Annotated in this window: 10 protein-coding genes; all 10 read left to right on the top strand. The window is 59.5% G+C overall.

Features of this window, described 5'->3' with window-relative positions; genetic code table 11:
- The first annotated feature begins 22 nt into the window (after nt 1-22).
- The 10 genes from JIN81_RS00805 (at nt 23) to JIN81_RS00760 (ending at nt 17,273) form a co-directional block, all read left to right on the top strand.
- Nucleotides 23-370, top strand: coding sequence for a hypothetical protein (locus JIN81_RS00805; protein WP_200275268.1), 348 nt, complete (start codon nt 23-25; stop codon nt 368-370).
- Nucleotides 367-2,067, top strand: coding sequence for a glycoside hydrolase family 172 protein (locus JIN81_RS00800; RefSeq protein ID WP_200275266.1), 1,701 nt, complete (start codon nt 367-369; stop codon nt 2,065-2,067). Before JIN81_RS00805 ends, JIN81_RS00800 begins: the two co-directional genes overlap by 4 nt.
- Nucleotides 2,067-3,515, top strand: a complete 1,449-nt coding sequence (locus JIN81_RS00795) for a sulfatase-like hydrolase/transferase (protein ID WP_200275264.1) — start codon at nt 2,067-2,069, stop codon at nt 3,513-3,515. The genes JIN81_RS00800 and JIN81_RS00795 overlap by 1 nt, the downstream gene beginning before the upstream one ends.
- A 21-nt stretch (nt 3,516-3,536) precedes the next feature.
- Nucleotides 3,537-4,994, top strand: coding sequence for an arylsulfatase (locus tag JIN81_RS00790; protein ID WP_200275262.1), 1,458 nt, complete (start codon nt 3,537-3,539; stop codon nt 4,992-4,994).
- Nucleotides 4,995-5,028: 34 nt separating this feature from the next.
- Nucleotides 5,029-7,215: a right-handed parallel beta-helix repeat-containing protein gene (locus tag JIN81_RS00785; RefSeq protein WP_200275260.1), complete on the top strand. Its 2,187-nt coding sequence runs from the start codon at nt 5,029-5,031 to the stop codon at nt 7,213-7,215.
- A gap of 25 nt (nt 7,216-7,240) precedes the next feature.
- The gene (locus JIN81_RS00780) at nt 7,241-8,986 is read left to right on the top strand and encodes an alpha-L-fucosidase (protein ID WP_200275258.1); all 1,746 of its coding nucleotides are present in this window, start codon (nt 7,241-7,243) and stop codon (nt 8,984-8,986) included.
- Nucleotides 8,987-9,001: 15 nt separating this feature from the next.
- Entirely contained in the window at nt 9,002-10,510 is a 1,509-nt protein-coding gene (locus JIN81_RS00775) for a sulfatase family protein (RefSeq protein WP_200275256.1), read from the top strand.
- A gap of 11 nt (nt 10,511-10,521) precedes the next feature.
- On the top strand, nt 10,522-12,018 hold the full coding sequence (locus tag JIN81_RS00770; RefSeq protein WP_200275255.1) for an arylsulfatase: 1,497 nt from the start codon (nt 10,522-10,524) through the stop codon (nt 12,016-12,018).
- Nucleotides 12,019-12,117: 99 nt separating this feature from the next.
- Complete coding sequence (locus JIN81_RS00765) at nt 12,118-15,027, top strand: PDZ domain-containing protein (protein ID WP_200275253.1); 2,910 nt, start codon at nt 12,118-12,120, stop codon at nt 15,025-15,027.
- 86 nt (nt 15,028-15,113) lie between these two features.
- Nucleotides 15,114-17,273 (top strand): sulfatase-like hydrolase/transferase, encoded by a 2,160-nt coding sequence (locus JIN81_RS00760; protein ID WP_200275251.1) that lies wholly within the window; start codon nt 15,114-15,116, stop codon nt 17,271-17,273.
- The last annotated feature ends 102 nt before the right edge of the window (nt 17,274-17,375 follow it).

The raw sequence follows: 17,375 nt of genomic DNA, 5'->3' as shown, positions 1-17,375 counted from the left end.
CTGGAGATCCTCTGATTCACTGATGAATCCACTACCCTCCAACCTCCTTGCGATCCTCGCCGTCGGAATGGTTTCCGCAATGCCGCTTCCGGCAGTGGAGCGCCCGAACATCGTCTTCGTGATGATCAACGACATTGGTGATCGGCAACCCGGATGGACACTCGAGGAGAATCTACCCACCGCGGACGAGTCCAAGTGCAGTGAGCAGAACGATGCGGCAATGATCGCCTCCACCGAGATCCACCGCAGCCATGCGAGATGGCTGACCGCGGCGATGACATCACTGGACCACCCCTTCCCGAGCGTTCCCGGAAGCGACCAAGGAAAGCTCAAGCGAGCCATCAAACCGTCGAAGAACCTTTCCCGATGAAACCCGACCTGACCCTCCCACTCTTCCTGTTTCTCACCGCAACCGCTTGTGCAGAAGCGACTCCCCGCGTGGTCAGCATCGACTCCCTGCTGGGTGAGATGGTGGACCGTGACGCCGTGACGAAATTCCCGGAACAGGATTTCCGCCTGAAGCTGGCAAGCAGCTACAACCGGATGTCCAAGACCCCTGAGGACGAGAACGGGTGGTTTCGCAATGCAGATCTCAACAGGGGCGAGGAGTCCGGAAACTTCGTCCGGATCGAGGAGAACAACGGACGCAAGGAGATCGTGATGATGGACGAGGAAGGTCCCGGCGCCGTCGTCCGAACCTGGATTCCCTGGCGGAACATCGGCAGCCAGGGGCGAGGCAAACCCATCATCTGGCGGGTCTATCTGGATGGCGCGGAGAAGCCCGTCATTGAGGGCGATCAACACAAACTCTTCCAAGGGAAAGACTTGGTTCCCTATCCGCTGGCGCACGAGTCGCTGCGTTCCGCCGTGTCCTTCTTCCCGATCCCCTACGCCAAGAGCTGCAAGATCACCGTTTCCGCGGCTCCCTTTTTCTACCAGATCCACTATCGCGACTATGAGAAAGGCACCCCGGTGGAGACCTTCACCATGGATGCATTCCAAGCCGCTCTACCCCGGACCAAGCAGGTCGGCGAACAGCTTTTGAATCCGCAGGCCCAAGCCAAAGGAAAAACCATTTCGTTCGAATCCAAGCTGGCCAAGGGAGAGGAGAAATCGATCGAGCTTCCCGAAGGTGTTGCAGCGATCCGCAACTTGTCGGTCAAACTCGGTGACTACTCCGATGCGGAGGTGACGCGGAAGGTCGTGCTCAAGATGCGCTTCGATGGGAAAGAAACGGTCTGGTGCCCGGTTGGCGACTTCTTCGGGTCAGGCATCGGACTCCATCCGTTCCAAGGGTGGTATCGCACGGTGGCGGAGGATGGCACGATGTCGGCTCGCTGGGTGATGCCGTATCGGGAAACGGCGACCCTCTCGATCGTGAACCATGGTGACAAACCGGTGGATGCAACCATGAGCGCGACGGTCAGTGACTACGGATGGACCGATGGCTCGCTGTATTTCCATGCCGGGTGGCGTGGACAATATCCCGTGCCGACCGACCCAAAGTCGGACTGGAATTACATCACCACAAAAGGTCGCGGAATTCTGGTCGGGGACACCCTGACGATCATGAATCCGGAAGACGGTTGGTGGGGCGAGGGTGACGAGAAGATCTGGACAGACGGAGAGGAATTTCCATCCAACTTCGGGACCGGAACCGAGGACTACTACGGCTACTCATGGGGCGGCGCGAGCACGGACTTCTACGATCACCCGTTTCATGCGCAGCCCCGCTCACACAAGTTCAACAAGCTGAACCGGCAGCCTTCGGGCTACCCCAAGACGACACGTGGCTACAGCACCGAGACGCGGACGCGCTCACTCGATACGATGCCCTTTTCCAAGTCCCTGAAGTTGGACATGGAAGTCTGGGCGGGGTTCAAAAACGAAATGGGCTATGGTGTCGGGGTCTATTGGTATGGCGATGCGGACTCCTCCTCGAACCACAAACCCGACCCCGAGGAGATTCTGAACGTTCCACCCCTCCCGGACATGGAGGTGCGTTTGAAGAACCACCGATCCTCCAACCCTGACTCAGGGACCCGAAGCCATTGGAAGAACCCGTGATGAAGTCCATGGTCCAGTTCCTGACAAGCGCATGCCTTCTCATGGCATCGGGTATCGCCGTGCAGGCAGTGCCCCAACCCAACATCATCGTCATCATGGCGGATGATCTGGGCTACAAGGACCTCGGGGTTTACGGCTGCCAGGACATCCCAACGCCGCATCTCGACAAGCTCGCCAACGACGGGGTGCGATTCACCTCGGGCTACGTGACCTGGCCGATGTGCGGTCCGTCGCGTGCCGGCTTCCTGACAGGAAAGCACCAGTCGAAATTCGGCTACTATGAGAATGTCTCAGCGCCCTTCGATCCCAAGCAGGGGCTGCCGAAGATCGAGACGATTGCCAGCCTGCTCCAGAAGCAGGGCTACGTGACCGGCGGCGTGGGCAAGTGGCACATGGGAACCACCGACGATCAGCATCCGAATGCGATGGGATTCGACGACTGGTTCGGCTTCCTCGGCGGTGGGCTGATGTACTTCCCGCTCGATCATCCGTCCTACAAGGGACGCTTCACTCCGATCAAGCGGCCGCTGAACATGAAGTATCTCCAGCACACCATGCCGGTGATCCACAATCGGGAGCCGGTGGAGTGGAATCAGTATCTGACCCGCGAGCTGACCGATGCGGGAATCCGGTTCCTCGAGAAGAGTTCTCACGAACCCTTCTTCCTCTTCATGTCCTACAACGCTCCTCATCTCGATCTGGAGGCACCGGAGGAAACGATCGCGAAGTTCCCTCCGGAAACGATGACGAAGATTCCCGGGGTAAGGCCAGCGGATCGCTCGATCTACGCCGCGATGGTCTGGGAGATGGATCAAGGCATCGGCCAACTGCTGATGAAGCTCGACGAACTGAGTCTCACCGAGAACACCGTGGTCTGGTTCCTGAGCGACAATGGCGGCATGCGGAAGACCAGTGATAACCGGCCGCTGAGGGGCACAAAGGGCGCGCCCCACGAAGGCGGGATCCGCGTGCCGATGTTCGTCCGTTGGCCGGGCAAGACGCCCGCCGGAAAGGCGCTCGATGACCCGATCACCTCGCTCGACATCACCGCGACTTCGGTGGCCATGGCCGGCGGTGATCCGAAATCCGCCGGTCTCCATGGCAAGGACATCCGCTCCTATCTGACACAGCAGTCCGAGGAGCCACCCCACGCGACCCTCTACTGGCACACGGCTCGCAGCATGGATTCCCAGGGAGTCATTCGCGAGGGAGATTTCAAGCTGATCATCGGCAAGCATGGCCTGGAGCTCTACAACTTGAGGGATGACCTCGGAGAGACGACCAATCTGGCCAAAAACCATCCGGAAAAAGTGCAGGCGATGAAAGCCCGCTGGATGGAGTGGGACAAGGACAAGGCCCCTCCCCTGTGGAAGGGCGATCGAAACATCCAATTCGCCGACTACGACTGGCTCCAAGGCAGTCCGCATTACAAGGCCACCCCGAAGTAAAATGACCCACCCCGTTAACTCATGAAATCATACCCCACCCTCCTCGCGGGCGCCTTGTCGCTCGTTGTTTCCGCCATCGGTGCGTTTGCCGGCGACAAGCCGAACATCATCTTCATCATGACCGACGATCAGGGTTATGGTGACCTGTCCTGTCATGGGCATCCTTTCATCAAGACTCCGAATCTGGACAAACTCCACGCGGAGAGCACCCGCTTCACCAACTACCACGCCAGTCCGACCTGCGCCCCGACTCGCGCCGGTTTGATGTCGGGCCGCAATCCGTTCGAGGTCGGCGTCACTCACACGATCCTCGAACGTGAGCGGATGGCTCTCGGCGTCCCAACGGTCGCCGAGGTACTGCGCAAGGCAGGCTACACCACCGGCATCTTCGGGAAGTGGCACCTTGGCGAGGAGGACCAGTATCAACCAGGCAGCCGGGGATTCGACGAGGTCTTCATTCACGGAGCGGGCGGCATCGGTCAGAATTTCGCAGGCTCACAGGGCGACGTGCCCGGCAACGGCTACTTCGATCCCACCATTCGCCACAACGGAAAGTTCGTGAAGACGAAGGGCTTCTGCACCGATGTGTTCTTCCAGGAGGCACTGCGATGGATGAAGAACCAGAAGGACAAACCCTTCTTCGCCTACATTCCGACCAACGCTCCCCACGGCCCCTTCATCGCGCCCGATGAATACAAGGAAATGTATGCCAAGCACGCCAGCGGTGACGCCAACCAGGCATTCTTCGGCATGATCAGCAATATCGACGACAACGTCGGGCTGCTCATGAAGAAGCTCGATGAGTGGGACCTGGCGGACAACACCTTGCTGATCTTCACCACCGACAATGGCTCCGCCAAAGGGTCGAAGATCTTCAACGCCGGGATGAAGGGCGGCAAGGGATCCGTGAATGAAGGAGGCAGCCGCGTGCCACTCTTCTTCCGCCTGCCCGGAAAAACCACGCCAGGCAAGGACCTCGGCCAACTCGCCCGGCATATCGACATGTTCCCGACACTCGCCGACATCGCTGGAGCGGACATCTCAGATCTTGGACTCGAAGGCCGCAGCCTTGCCAAACTCCTTGCCGACGACTCCATGGATTGGCCTGACCGCACGCTCTTCTTCCATGGCGGCCGCTGGCCGAAAACGGGGGCTCCCGGGAACTTCGGCAAGGGCAACCCCGATCCGGAAAACTACAAATACCGGAAGTTCGCTGTGCGCACCGAACGCTGGCGTCTCGTCGGCAAGGATGCGCTCTATGATCTCAAGGCCGACCCAGGCGAGTCCAACAACGTCATCGACGAACATCCTGAAGTCGCGGCGAAGCTGCTCAAGTCCTACGAAGGGTTCTGGTCGCACGCCCGGCCACTCATGGTGAATGAGGATGCCCCTCTCGATGTTGAGAAGCCGTTCAAGGCCAACTACCTGAAGCAAAAGGAAACCGAAGGCATCCCAACCTGGGACCCTCCTTCCCTATGATCCCGCCTCCCGTTCGGACCGACACCAGGAACCCATGAAAAAGGAAGCACTTCGTTTAGGGCTCGGTCTCGTAGCCATGATCGGCTGCCTGACGGCGCGTGAGATCATCGTTGAACCCGGCGGAGAGATCCGTGATCTGGTCGCGGCTCGCGACGCTGTGCGCAAGTTGAGGGCCGGTGGTGAGATGGGCGACATTGATGTGGTTCTTCACCAAGGCGTCTATGCACTGAAGAACCCACTGGTGTTTGGCTTGCAGGATTCCGCTCCTGCGGGAGCGGTGACCCGCTACAGGGCGGCTCAAGGGGCCAGCCCACTGATCAGCGGCGGCCGTGTGATCACCGATTGGGAGAAATCCGATCTCCAGGATGGCAAGGTGTGGATGGCGAAAGTGCCATGGGCCAAGGGTGACGCCTTCTTCCACTGCCTCTATGACGGGAGCAAGCTTCTGCAGCGTGCAAGGTCCGAGGGTTTTTCGGTTTCGTGTGGGGGAGTTCGCAAAATGTATGCGGGAAAGGTGAAGGACCGGATCCACTTCACCTACACGAAGGACCTGCTGAAACCGGTCGGGAACCTTGAAGACCTGGAGCTGTACGGACGCCCGACCCGCGCATGGCTCGTCAACTACCTTGGCATCGAATCGGTGGATCCGGCCACCCGTTCGGCAAAGCTATCAGTACCGGCCACTTACAACATGTTCGGCGCGTTCCAGGTGGAGAACTGCATCGAGCACCTGGATGAACCGGGCGAGTGGGCGCTGAATTCCCAGAAAGGAATGCTCTACTACTGGCCGGAGTCAGGCACGCCGGGTGACAACATCATCGCGCCTGTGCTGGACGAATTGATCCGGGTGGAGGGAGTGAACGATCCGACCCTGGCCGGCAAGAAGGACCACCCCGTGGAGGGCATCGTCTTTGAAGGGCTTCGCTTCGCCCATGCGGATCGCCAGAAGTGGCTGCCTCAGGACAAGGGGATCCAGCACGACTGGAACCTCTGGGACAAGGCCAACGGGCTGCTGCGTTTCCGCGGCGCACGGAACTGCATGGTTCGTGATTGCACCTTCTCGGACAGCGGCAGCGACGGCGTGCGCCTCGATCTGTTCTGCCAGAAGATCACCATTGAAGGATCAACCTTCAGGGATCTCGGCGGGACGGGTGTCCTGCTCTGCGGCTACGGCCCCGGCAAGAAGGACGTCAACAGGCACAACATCATCCACAACAACGAGATCACCCGGGTCGGACGATTGTTCCTGCATTCGCCCGGCGTGTTCGTCTGGCAGAGCGGCCACAACCGGATCTCAAACAATCACATTTACGACCAGGCCTACACCGGATTGGTGGTGTCCGGCGTGCGTCGCCGTTTCTTCGCCACGCTCTTCGAGGAAATGGGGGTGAAGAAAAACCCTTTCGCGAGATGGTCCTGTCCGGAAGGCACCCGCGAGCACCTTCCCACGATCCGGTGGGACGAGATCAAGCTGACCTCGGCCACGGAGTGGTCGGCCTATGAACCCTACATGCATGCGCGTGAAAACGTGATTGAATTCAATGAGGTTCACGACTGCCTCAAGCTGCTCCACGACGGGAACTGCATCTACCTATCAGGGAATGGGGATGGAAACATCGTCCGCTACAACGTGACCTACAATCATACCAGCGGGGCGATGATCCGCACCGATGACGACAGCCATGGCTCGACGGTCAGCCACAACCTGCTGTTCGGCACGGTCAGCCCCCAGGGAATCGCCATCAAGGGCCTGAATACCTCCCAGCACAACGCATACATCAACTGTGTGATGGGAACCGGTGGCGCCGGAAACACCGTGCACCCGGATAGCGAATTGAGCCGGAATGTCTTCTATTTCACCAGCGGCGCCAAGCTCGGCAGCTTTCACAGCAAGCTCGAGCGTGTCGGAGCCGGGGTCGACTACAACCTGTATCATCATGAAGATGGGAGTGCGGGAAAGCTCCTCGCAGCCCAGCGGAAGAAGGACAAGGGAGGAAAGGTCGATGCTCACAGTGTCGCCGGCGACCCGCTCTTCGTGGATCTCGCACATGGCGACCTTTCCTACAAACCCGGCTCACCGGCAATGGCCTTGGGCATTGAGCCCATGTCTGAGGAAATCGTCTCGAGGATGGGCACGACCAGAGATCCTTTCCTCAAACGTTTTGGCTCAGGCATGCCCTTGAAGATCGAACGCGATGGAGCCGGGCATGGCAGCAACTAGAATCCGAAACCCATCGAATACCCTCATGAAGAAACAACTGTCTTACGTTCTGGCTGGTCTGTTGATGGGCCAATCGCCGGGTCACGCAGCGGAGTTGCTCCCCGAAAGCGACGTGGCTCACCAGCAACGGATGCAGTGGTTCACGGACGCCAAGTTCGGCCTCTTCATCCACTACGGGGTCTACTCGACCCTCGGGGGAGAATGGAAAGGCAAGCCGGTTCCGAAGTATGCCGAGTGGATCCAGCGCTGGGGAAAGATCACCCCGGAGGAATACATTCCGTTGTCGGCGGACTTCAGACCTGATGCGCTGGATGCCGACGCGTGGGTGAAACGAGCGAAAGAAGCCGGCATGAAGTACATGGTCATCACGACCAAGCACCATGAAGGATTCTGCCTCTGGGACAGTGACCAGACGGAATTTGATCTCGGGGAGGGAACGGAATTCGACCGCGATATTCTGGGTGAGCTGAAAGCGGCATGCGACAAGCATGGCCTCGGGTTCGGCACTTATTATTCGATCATCGACTGGCACCACCCCTCCCAGCGCGCCAGGCAGGCATCGAATCAAACCCCGATGCATGACAAGGAGGGCTACGTCAATTACATGAAGGCGCAGCTCAAGGAATTGATCGAGCAATACGATCCCGCCGTCATGTGGTTCGATGGAGACTGGGCCAACTGGTGGACCATGGAGGATGGGGTCGACCTGTACAACTACCTTCGCGAACTCAGCCCCGACATGGTCATCAACAACCGGGTTGCCAAGCGGAAGCAGTTCAAGAAGGACTTCGGAACTCCAGAGAATTTCACGCCGGGCGCGGCCATGGACCACGCGTGGGAGTCCTGCTGGACGGTGAACCACTCATGGGGATTCAAGAAGAGTGACACCAAGTGGAAGAGCACCGAGGTGCTGATTCAGAAACTCGTCGATATCGTGGTGAAAGGCGGAAACCTCCTGCTGAATGTGGGACCCCGTGCCGATGGATCCTGGCCGGAAATGTCGATCCAACAACTGGAGGACATGGGCAGATGGACCTCCGCTCATGCCGAAGCGCTCCGTGAGGCCGAGTTCATTGCATTGCCCGAACAACCGTGGGGGCGCGTGGCTCAGGCAAAAGGCTCCAAGCCGGAGAAGGGCAGCCTTTTCCTCTACGTGTTCGATTGGCCAAAGTCCGGGAAGCTGGGCTTGAATGGAATCCGACTCGGGCAAGCGGATGTTTCGACATTTGCAGGCAAGGTGCTCGCAGCGAGCCACACGAAGGAAGGCATCAGCATCGATCTTTCCTCGGTCGAGGCAAACGACTACGCCACTGTCCTGCGGGTGGATTACAAGACCATGTCGCCCCAGCCCGTTTCCACCGCCGACCATCAATTCTCAGGAGACGAACTGGTCCTCCAAGCCCGTGATGCGAAGCTTTCCGGGCCGGAGATCAAACTGGAGAATGGCACCCAGATCGGATACTGGACCGAGCCGGACGCGACTGCATCGTGGGCCCTGAACGTGCCTGCTCCGGACGTATTCCGGGTGAAGGCCCTGTACGCCTGCGACAGACGCTACGCCGGAAGCGATGCACGCTTGAGCATCGGCGGACAGACACTCGAGGCGAGCGTCAAGCCGACCCAGGGATGGAAGGACTACCAGTTGCTCGACTTCGGAGAGATCAAGCTGAACCAGGTGGGCGTGACCGACTGCACCCTTGGTTTCGGGAAGACACGGAAATCGGCCCTATTCAACCTCAAGATGCTCATCCTCGAGCCCACCGAACGCTAGCACTACGAAACTCCCATGAATGAACTATTGAAACCGGCACTCATCGTCACACTGCAAGTGCTTGCATGTGCGTCTTTGCAGGCAAAACAGAATCCGCCCAACGTCGTCATCCTTTACGCCGACGATATGGGAGTGGCCGACGTTTCCTACGGGGACCCCGAGGCGAAGATCCAAACACCCAACATCGATCGCCTTGCAAGTCTGGGAATGACCTTCTCCGACGGACATAGTTCATCGGGGGTCTGCACGCCGAGTCGTTTCGCGATGCTCACCGGCCAGCACCATTGGCGTCGCTTCCACGGCATCGTCAATGCGTTCGGAAAATCCGTTTTCAAACCCGATGAGTTCACCATCGCGCGGATGTTCAAGGAACAGGGGTATCGCACCGCCTGTTTCGGCAAGTGGCACCTCGGCTGGGACTGGGATGCCATTCGCAAACCGGATGCCGCGAAGAAGGACATGAAGTTGGCCTCGTCCTACGACTGGACGAAGCGCTTTCCGGGTGGCCCGCTCGATCAGGGCTTCGACCACTATTTCGGCGACGGCACGATCAACTTTCCGCCCTACTGCTGGATTGAGGGCGACCGCTTCGCCACCATTCCGACCAAGCCGGTGATCAAGTCCAGGCCGCTTGCCGGTGGTGGCAGCTTCCGCCCGGGACCGATGGCGGAAGGGTGGAATCCCTACGACATCCTGCCAACGATCACGAAGAAAACCATCGAGTGGATCAGCGAGCAGAAGACGGACCAACCCTTCTTCGCCTACCTCGCCTTCAACTCACCCCACTACCCGATCGTTCCCAACAAGGAATTCCACGGAAAGTCGAAAGCCGGCTACTACGGCGACTTCGTCATTGAGACCGATGCCATGGTCGGCAAGGTCATGGCGGCGTTGAAGATCGCGGGACTCGCCGACAACACCATCGTCATCTTCACCGCGGACAACGGGACGGAGAAACATGCCTTTGAGCGTCTTGAGAAGTACGACCAGTGGAGCTCCGGCGATCTCCGCGGTCTGAAGCGGGACCTCTACGAGGGTGGCCACCGGGTCCCCTTCATCATCAGTTGGCCGGGCAAGGTTGCCGCCGGTTCCAGCTCGGACGAGGTCGTCAGCCAGGTGGACTTCGCCGCGACCTTTGCCGAGATCATCGGCTATGATCTCGCCAATGATGTGGCGATCGACAGCTACAACCTCCTACCGGTCCTGAAGGGTGAGGATCATGAGAGCCCGCTACGCGTGGCCACGGTGCAAAACACCAACAAGGGCGCCTATGCCCTGCGTCAGGGGGATTGGGTGTTGATCGATGCACCCAGCGGATCCCATTCCGGCGAGCCTGCGGCCTACCTCGAACACTTCGGCCTGGAAACCTACCCGAAGGACACCCCCGGACTTCTTTTCAATCTGAAGGAGGATCCCCGGCAATCGAAGAACCTCTATCAGGAGCACCCGGAGAAAGTCACCGCCATGCGCCAGCTTCTGAAGCGCTACGTCGCAGGCGAGCGCTGCGCACCGAAGAGAAACTGAGGCAACGAATCATGAACGAACTTCCATTTCGGCACGCCGTCCTTGCGATCGGCCTTGGGCTACTCGGAGCAGCATCGGGCGATTCCGCAAAGCCCAACATCATCTTCGTCATGACGGACGACCAGGGTTACCCGGCCGTCGGGGCGCACGGGCATCCATGGCTCAAGACGCCGCACATGGACCAGATGCACTCCCAATCCATCCGCTTCGATCGCTTCATGATGGGGTCGACCTGCGCACCGAGTCGCGCGGGAATCATGGCGGGAGTCCACTCGATCAAGAACGGAGTCACGCACACGATCTACGAACGTGAGAGACTGAATCTGAAGGCCACCACGATTCCGCAGGTCCTGAAGTCGGCGGGCTACGCGTCGGGATATTTCGGCAAGTGGCACTTGGGTGACGAGGCTCCCTATCAACCGGAGAACCGGGGTTTCGACGAGTCCTTCATCCACGGTGCGGGTGGGATTGGTCAGAAGTATCCCGGATCCTGTGCCGATGTTCCGGGGAACAAATACTTCGATCCCGTCTTCAAGCACAAAGGCACCTTCGTGAAGACCAAGGGCTTTTGCACGGACGTGCTCTTCGAGGCCACCTTGGGCTGGATCGAGGAGGTCAAGGACTCCGACCAACCCTTCTTTGCGTATCTCTCCACCAACGCCCCGCACAGCCCATTCGTCGCGCCGCCGAAATATCAGAAACGTTACACCGACCTTGGATTCCCCGCGAAACCGGCCGGGTTCTTCGGAATGATCGAGAACATCGATGACAACCTCGGACGGATGTTCGCACAGCTCGGCAAATGGGGCCTGCTTGAGAACACCGTCATCATCTTCACATCCGACAACGGGATGACGACTTCCGGATGCGGATTGAGAGGAAAGGAAGGGCGACCCCAGGTGAAGCTTGGCACGGATGCCGAGGGGAATGCCATGATGACCTACAACGCGGGCATGAAGGGCCTGAAGGGCACCGTGGACGAAGGCGGTGTCCGGGTTCCGTTCTTTGTTCGTTGGGATGGAAAGATCAAGGAAGGTCGTACGGTCGACACCGTGGTGAGCTATCTGGACATCCTGCCGACGCTGGCGGAGTTGGCGGGTGCCGAACTCAAGGGCACCCAGGAGTTCGAAGGCAGGAGCCTGAAGCCTCTACTCATGGAAAGCAATCCGGCCTGGGAAGACCGGCTTCACTTCCAGCACGTCACCCGCTGGAACCGTGGTGACAATCCCGACAAGTGGAAGTGGAAGAACTACTCGGTGCGCAACCAGCGGTTCAGACTGGTCGAGGATGCACTCTACGACATGGAGAAGGACCCCGGACAGACCAAGGACGTGTCCGCCGTGTTCCCCGAGGTCGTGACGGAGATGAAGAAGGCATACGAAGCGTTCTGGGACGAGTCCCGCCCCCTGATGATCAACGACGGGGTCCCCTTGGCGAAGGAGAGACCCTTTCATGTCGACTACAACCGACAGAAAAACACCATCGGCATTCCCCTCTGGAAGAACTGAAACACCCGACATTCCCCAACATTTCCCCACCCTGCGCCCGTCTTGTCAGGCACACCGAAAAACACCTCCTTCAATCATTTCATTCGCATCAACCCATCCATGAAGACGCCCACTCGACCCCTCTCCTGCATCCTTTTCGGCACACTACTCTCCGTGGTCCATGCCGCGGACATCTACGTCAGCCCAGACGGAGCCGACACGGCCTCCGGCAGCAAGGACCAACCGCTGGCTTCACTCGCCTCCGCCCAGCAACGGGCCAGAACCTTCGCCGGCAAGGAGGCCGTCACGGTTCACCTCGCGGATGGCATCTACTACCTGCCTGAGACGCTAGTCTTCACGCCAGAGGACTCGGGTTCGGCCGAGCATCCGGTCATCTACAAGTCGGTCAACGAGGGCGGCGCCGTGCTCAGCGGCGGGTCACAGCTCGAGTTGTCGTGGGAACCACACCAAGGCGGAGTTTTCAAAGCGGCCACGCCGGACGGACTGGTGATCGATCAGGTATTCATCGATGGGAAGAACCAGCGCATGGCTCGCTACCCGAACTACGACCCAGCGAAGAAGGCGGAACCCTATCAGGGATACGCTGCCGATGCCTTCTCGAAGGAACGTGCGGCAACCTGGGCCGACCCCACGGGCGGCTACATTCATTCCCTGCACAAGGCTCGCTGGGGCGGCTACCACTACCGGATCACCGGCAAGAATGCGAAGGGTGAGGTGACCTACGAGGGCGGTTGGCAGAACAACCGCCAGATGGGCATGCACAAGGACTACCGCATGGTGGAAAACATCTTTGAGGAACTGGATGCGGAAGGCGAATGGTTCCACGACGCCAAGACGAACACGCTCTACTACATGCCCGTGGCAGGCACAGATCTCAATGCCGCCAAGGTCGAGGTGGTGCGCCTGCGCCATCTGATCGAGTTCAAGGGATCAGAAGCGCAGCCGGTGAAGCACATCACGCTTCAGGGTTTCGTCGTCCGGCATGCGGCCCGCACCTTCATGGACTGCAAGGAACCCCTGCTGCGCTCGGACTGGGCGATCTACCGCGGCGGTGCGTATTTCCTCACCGGCACCGAAGACATCCGGATTCTTGATACCGAGTTCGACCAGGTCGGAGGCAACGCCGTCTTCGTCAACAACTACAACCGCAAGGTGCTGGTGAAGGGCTGCCACATCCACGACGCCGGCGCGAGCGGGGTGTGCTTCGTGGGTGATCCGGATGCGGTTCGTGATCCCTTGTTCGAGTATCAGGAAACCAATGACCTTTCGAAGATCGACCGCACGGTCGGACCAAAGACCAACAACTACCCATCGGAATCCGCCGTGGAAGACTGCCTGATTCACGGCATTGGTCGCGTCGAGCGCCAACCGGCCGGAGTGCAGATCTCCATGGCCCAGGGCATCACCGTGCGCGACACCTCCATCTACGATACCGCGCGCGCGGGCATCAACATCAGCGAAGGCACTTGGGGTGGCCACCTGATCGAACGCTGCGACGTGTTCGACACGGTGCTCGAAACTCACGACCACGGATCGTTCAACTCATGGGGCCGCGATCGCTTCTGGCACAAGGACCGCGGGTATTCCCAGAAGGAGATCGACAAGGATCCCGAGCTACCCTTCCTGGATGCGATGAAGACCACGGTCATTCGCGACAGCCGCTGGCGTTGTGATCATGGTTGGGACATCGACCTCGATGATGGATCGTCCAACTACGACATCTACAATAACCTGATGCTCAACAACGGCCTGAAGCTCCGCGAAGGCTTCCGACGTCGGGCCTGGAACAACATCACCGTGAACAACGGGCTCCACCCCCACGTTTGGTATGAAAGCAGCAAGGACGAGGTTTTTTCGAACATCTTCATGTCTCCCCACAAGCCGGCGCGCATGAGCACGCCGTACACGAAGGACGGCACGATGGTGGACCGCAACCTCTATGCGGCGGACGAGTCCAGCGTGATGAAGATTTCCAACAAGCTCGGCTGGGACAAAAACTCGGTCTTCGGTGATCCGATGTTTGTCGACCCCGCCAATTGTGACTTCCAGGTCAAGGAAGGGTCGCCGGCATTTGAGATCGGCTTCAAGAACTTCCCGATGGACCAGTTCGGCGTGAAGAAGGCCTCCTTGAAGGCGATCGCCCGCACTCCGGTGATTCCCGAGATTGGAGGCCAATCAACCAAGCCTACAAGGAGATCCGAACCTCGAACCGCCCGGTGGATGGGTGCTGAGCTCGGTGAGCTGAGCGGTGTCGAGTTCTCCGCCTACGGTGTCAGCAAGGAAGACGGTGGCGTGGCCTTGACCAAAGTCCCCGCGGACAGCGCGGCAGCCAAGGAGGGATTGAAGTCGGGTGATCTGATCCAGGGAGTCAATGGCAAGGCGGTAAAGAACATCGCCCAACTGCTTCGCGCACTTTCCGCGGAGAAATCCAAGACGCTCGAGTTGAAGGTGGTCCGTGATCAGAAAGCCACCGAACTCACGGTGACAAGGAAGTCCATTGTGGAGATCGAGTCGGCCTCGACCGAGGATGGCTTCAAGCGTCTCCCCTTGCCTGCCGAATCCAAGCTCTCGATCAGCGCTGCGCCCAAGACGAACAATGAATCACTGAGCACCCTGACCGATGGCAAACTTGCCGAGAACTTCGGCCCGGTCTTCGGCAACGGCGTCCACAATGGTGCCTACAAGGTGGACCTCGGTGCCGTGAAGCCGGTCACCGCCATCACGAGCTGGTCGTTCCGCATGGGAAATAACCGAGGACCTCAAAAACTCACGATCTACGGCAGCAACTCTGAAGCGGATCCCGGCTTCAAGCTCGAGAATTTCACCCCGCTCGGCTCGATCGACACCGGTGCCAGCAAGGCGAAGTTCACGGCTGCTTCCTTGCAAGCGCTGGATGGAGAATCGCTCGGCGATTTCCGCTGGATTGTCTGGGCCGTGTCACCGGTCTCTTCAAATGGCGGAGGTGAGAATACGGCCTTTCAGGAACTTGCCGTCGAAACCAAGCCATAAAGTGGTTTCCGGAAATACGTGAACCAACCCCGATCCGCCGCGGCGTGAAGCCGTGGCGAAGCTCCGAACGCCCCATCGATGATCGAATGAATATCCTCCTTGTCCCCTTCCTCGCCGTCCTCGGTCTGTCTGCCCATGTGCAGCTGGCGCAGGCGGCGGGACCGTCGCAGCCGAACATCGTCTTCCTGATGACCGACGATCAGCGTTGGGACTGCTTCGGCTGCTATGGCCGGCCGGAGTTCCGGACCGCGAACATCGACCGACTCGCCGATCAGGGTGTCGTCTTCGACAAGGCCTACCACACGGTGGCCATCTGCATGCCGAGTCGCGCCACGATCTTCTCCGGGCGCTACTTCTCGAACCACCGGGTTGGCTTCACCTACCCCAACAACCTGACCTTTCCGAAGAAGGACTTCGAGGACACCTATCCAGCGAAGTTGAAGGGCGCCGGCTATCGCACCGGCTTCGTTGGGAAGTTCGGCTTCCCCGTGACCGACGAGGCTTACCACACCCGCGACCAGGTGAGGGGCTACGATCTCGAGGAACACCTGTCTCCCTACTTCGATTTCTTCGCCGGCAACGGGGTTCACTTCAGGGGGGACTTCGCGTCTTGGCCGGAGGACGACAAGCTGAAGGAAATTTTCGATCCGAAGCGGCCGAAGAACGAGCGAACCCTCAAGACCGGCGATGCGATGATCCGCTTCCTCGAGACCCAGCCGAAGGACCAGCCGTTTTGCCTCTCGGTCAGCTTCTATGCGGTGAAGAACGACAGCGATCACGACATGTATCCGCCGCACGTCAAGGAGTTCGCCGATGTCGACTTCAGCGTGCCGGAAAACTGGGTGGAGGGAAAGAACACCAAGCTGCCCGAGGTGCTCGACAACTGGCGTGGCGTCGGGCTGCACAAGGCCCGCACCTCCACGCCGGCACTCTATCAAAGGTTGGTGCGGCGCTTCGCGACGCAGGGCTACAGCGTCGACCAGCAGGTCGGCCGGCTGGTGGCGAAGCTTGAGGAGATGGGGCAGCTCGACAACACCGTGATCATCTACACTTCCGACAACGGTCGCTTCCACGGCTCGCACGGGCTTTACGACAAGGCGATCCACTACGACGAGTCGATGAAGGCGCCGCTGGTGGTCTTCGACGGTCGTTTGGCAAGGGAGAAGCGGGGACGCCGTGAGACCGCGCTGATCTCCATGGTCGACACGGCACCCACGATCCTTTCCCTCGCCGGTGTCGAGGTGCCCGAGCGCATGCAGGGACGGGATTACTCCAAGGTGCTCCACCAGACCGAGGACATGGCGGATTGGAGGACGGAAGTTTACAATGAGAGCCTGTTCCTCTCGAAGCTCCACGGACAGCGCAAGAACCCGAAGGTCGCGGAGGTGAATGAAAGGTTCATCGCCGAGAACCAATCCTACCGCTGCCGGGGCGTGACCGACGCGCGCTACAAGTACCTGATCTACTACGAGCACGATCCGGTCATCGAGGAGCTCTACGATCTGGAGAAGGATCCTTCCGAGATGAACAACCTCGCCGACAATCCCGAGCACGCCGAGGTGCTGGGGAAATTGCGCGCGCGGACAAAAGCGTTCTATCAGGAGATCATCATCGACCACGCCGTGGCCACCACGGAAACGCCTGCTCCGCCCGCAGCGAACGGCAGCAAGCGGGATCGGACTCCGGTTGCCGCAAACGTTCCGGGCTGGAAGCCCTTCCTCATGGAGGGTGCCTCGGTGCTTGTCGAATCGGCTGACGATGCCGATGGCTTTCGCAAGCTGAGGCCGACTCAGAGCGATGGTCGTTTCACGGCGAACCAGAAGACCGCCAACGACCCTCTCGAGTCGCTCGGCGACGGTCGCCTTGCCACGGGCATCGGTCCGGTGTTCCCGAATGGCGTCCGCACCGGGGCCTACCGCATCGATCTTGGCTCGGCCAAAGCGGTGCAGGCCGTGACCAGCTGGTCCCACCATTACAAGGGAGCGCGGGGTACGCAGAAGCTGGCCATCTACGGCAGCAATGCCACGACCGATCCCGGCTGGGATCTAGGCAAGTTCACCGCCCTCGGCACGATCGACACGACCGATCGGGCCAAGTCCGAGTTCACCGCTGCGTCCCTGCGTGCCGCCGAAGGAGGATCACTCGGAACCTTCCGCTGGATCGTCTGGGCGGTTTCGCCGGTCACCGCCGCCGGTGGTGGCGAGAACACCGCCTTTCAGGAGCTTTCGGTTGAGACCGCCCGGTAGCCCTAACCTTCCCTCATAAGTTTTTTATCCCTGCCACAACAATGTCTTCACGAAACTCATGGAGCAGTCCAAGCGACTCGATTTGAAGTTCTGTGAATCACC

It is taken from the genome of Haloferula rosea, assembly GCF_016595525.1.
In the GTDB taxonomy this organism is placed as follows: domain Bacteria; phylum Verrucomicrobiota; class Verrucomicrobiia; order Verrucomicrobiales; family Akkermansiaceae; genus Haloferula; species Haloferula rosea.
Note: the sequence above shows the minus strand (reverse complement) of the source record. Positions and strands in the feature narration are given on the sequence as shown.

Coding starts and splice junctions, on each gene's coding strand:
- JIN81_RS00780 (WP_200275258.1), top strand. CDS start 7,241: ATGAAGAAACAACTGTCTTACGTTCTGGCTGGTCTGTTGATGGGCCAA.
- JIN81_RS00775 (WP_200275256.1), top strand. CDS start 9,002: ATGAATGAACTATTGAAACCGGCACTCATCGTCACACTGCAAGTGCTT.
- JIN81_RS00760 (WP_200275251.1), top strand. CDS start 15,114: ATGAATATCCTCCTTGTCCCCTTCCTCGCCGTCCTCGGTCTGTCTGCC.
- JIN81_RS00785 (WP_200275260.1), top strand. CDS start 5,029: ATGAAAAAGGAAGCACTTCGTTTAGGGCTCGGTCTCGTAGCCATGATC.
- JIN81_RS00790 (WP_200275262.1), top strand. CDS start 3,537: ATGAAATCATACCCCACCCTCCTCGCGGGCGCCTTGTCGCTCGTTGTT.
- JIN81_RS00800 (WP_200275266.1), top strand. CDS start 367: ATGAAACCCGACCTGACCCTCCCACTCTTCCTGTTTCTCACCGCAACC.
- JIN81_RS00770 (WP_200275255.1), top strand. CDS start 10,522: ATGAACGAACTTCCATTTCGGCACGCCGTCCTTGCGATCGGCCTTGGG.
- JIN81_RS00805 (WP_200275268.1), top strand. CDS start 23: ATGAATCCACTACCCTCCAACCTCCTTGCGATCCTCGCCGTCGGAATG.
- JIN81_RS00765 (WP_200275253.1), top strand. CDS start 12,118: ATGAAGACGCCCACTCGACCCCTCTCCTGCATCCTTTTCGGCACACTA.
- JIN81_RS00795 (WP_200275264.1), top strand. CDS start 2,067: ATGAAGTCCATGGTCCAGTTCCTGACAAGCGCATGCCTTCTCATGGCA.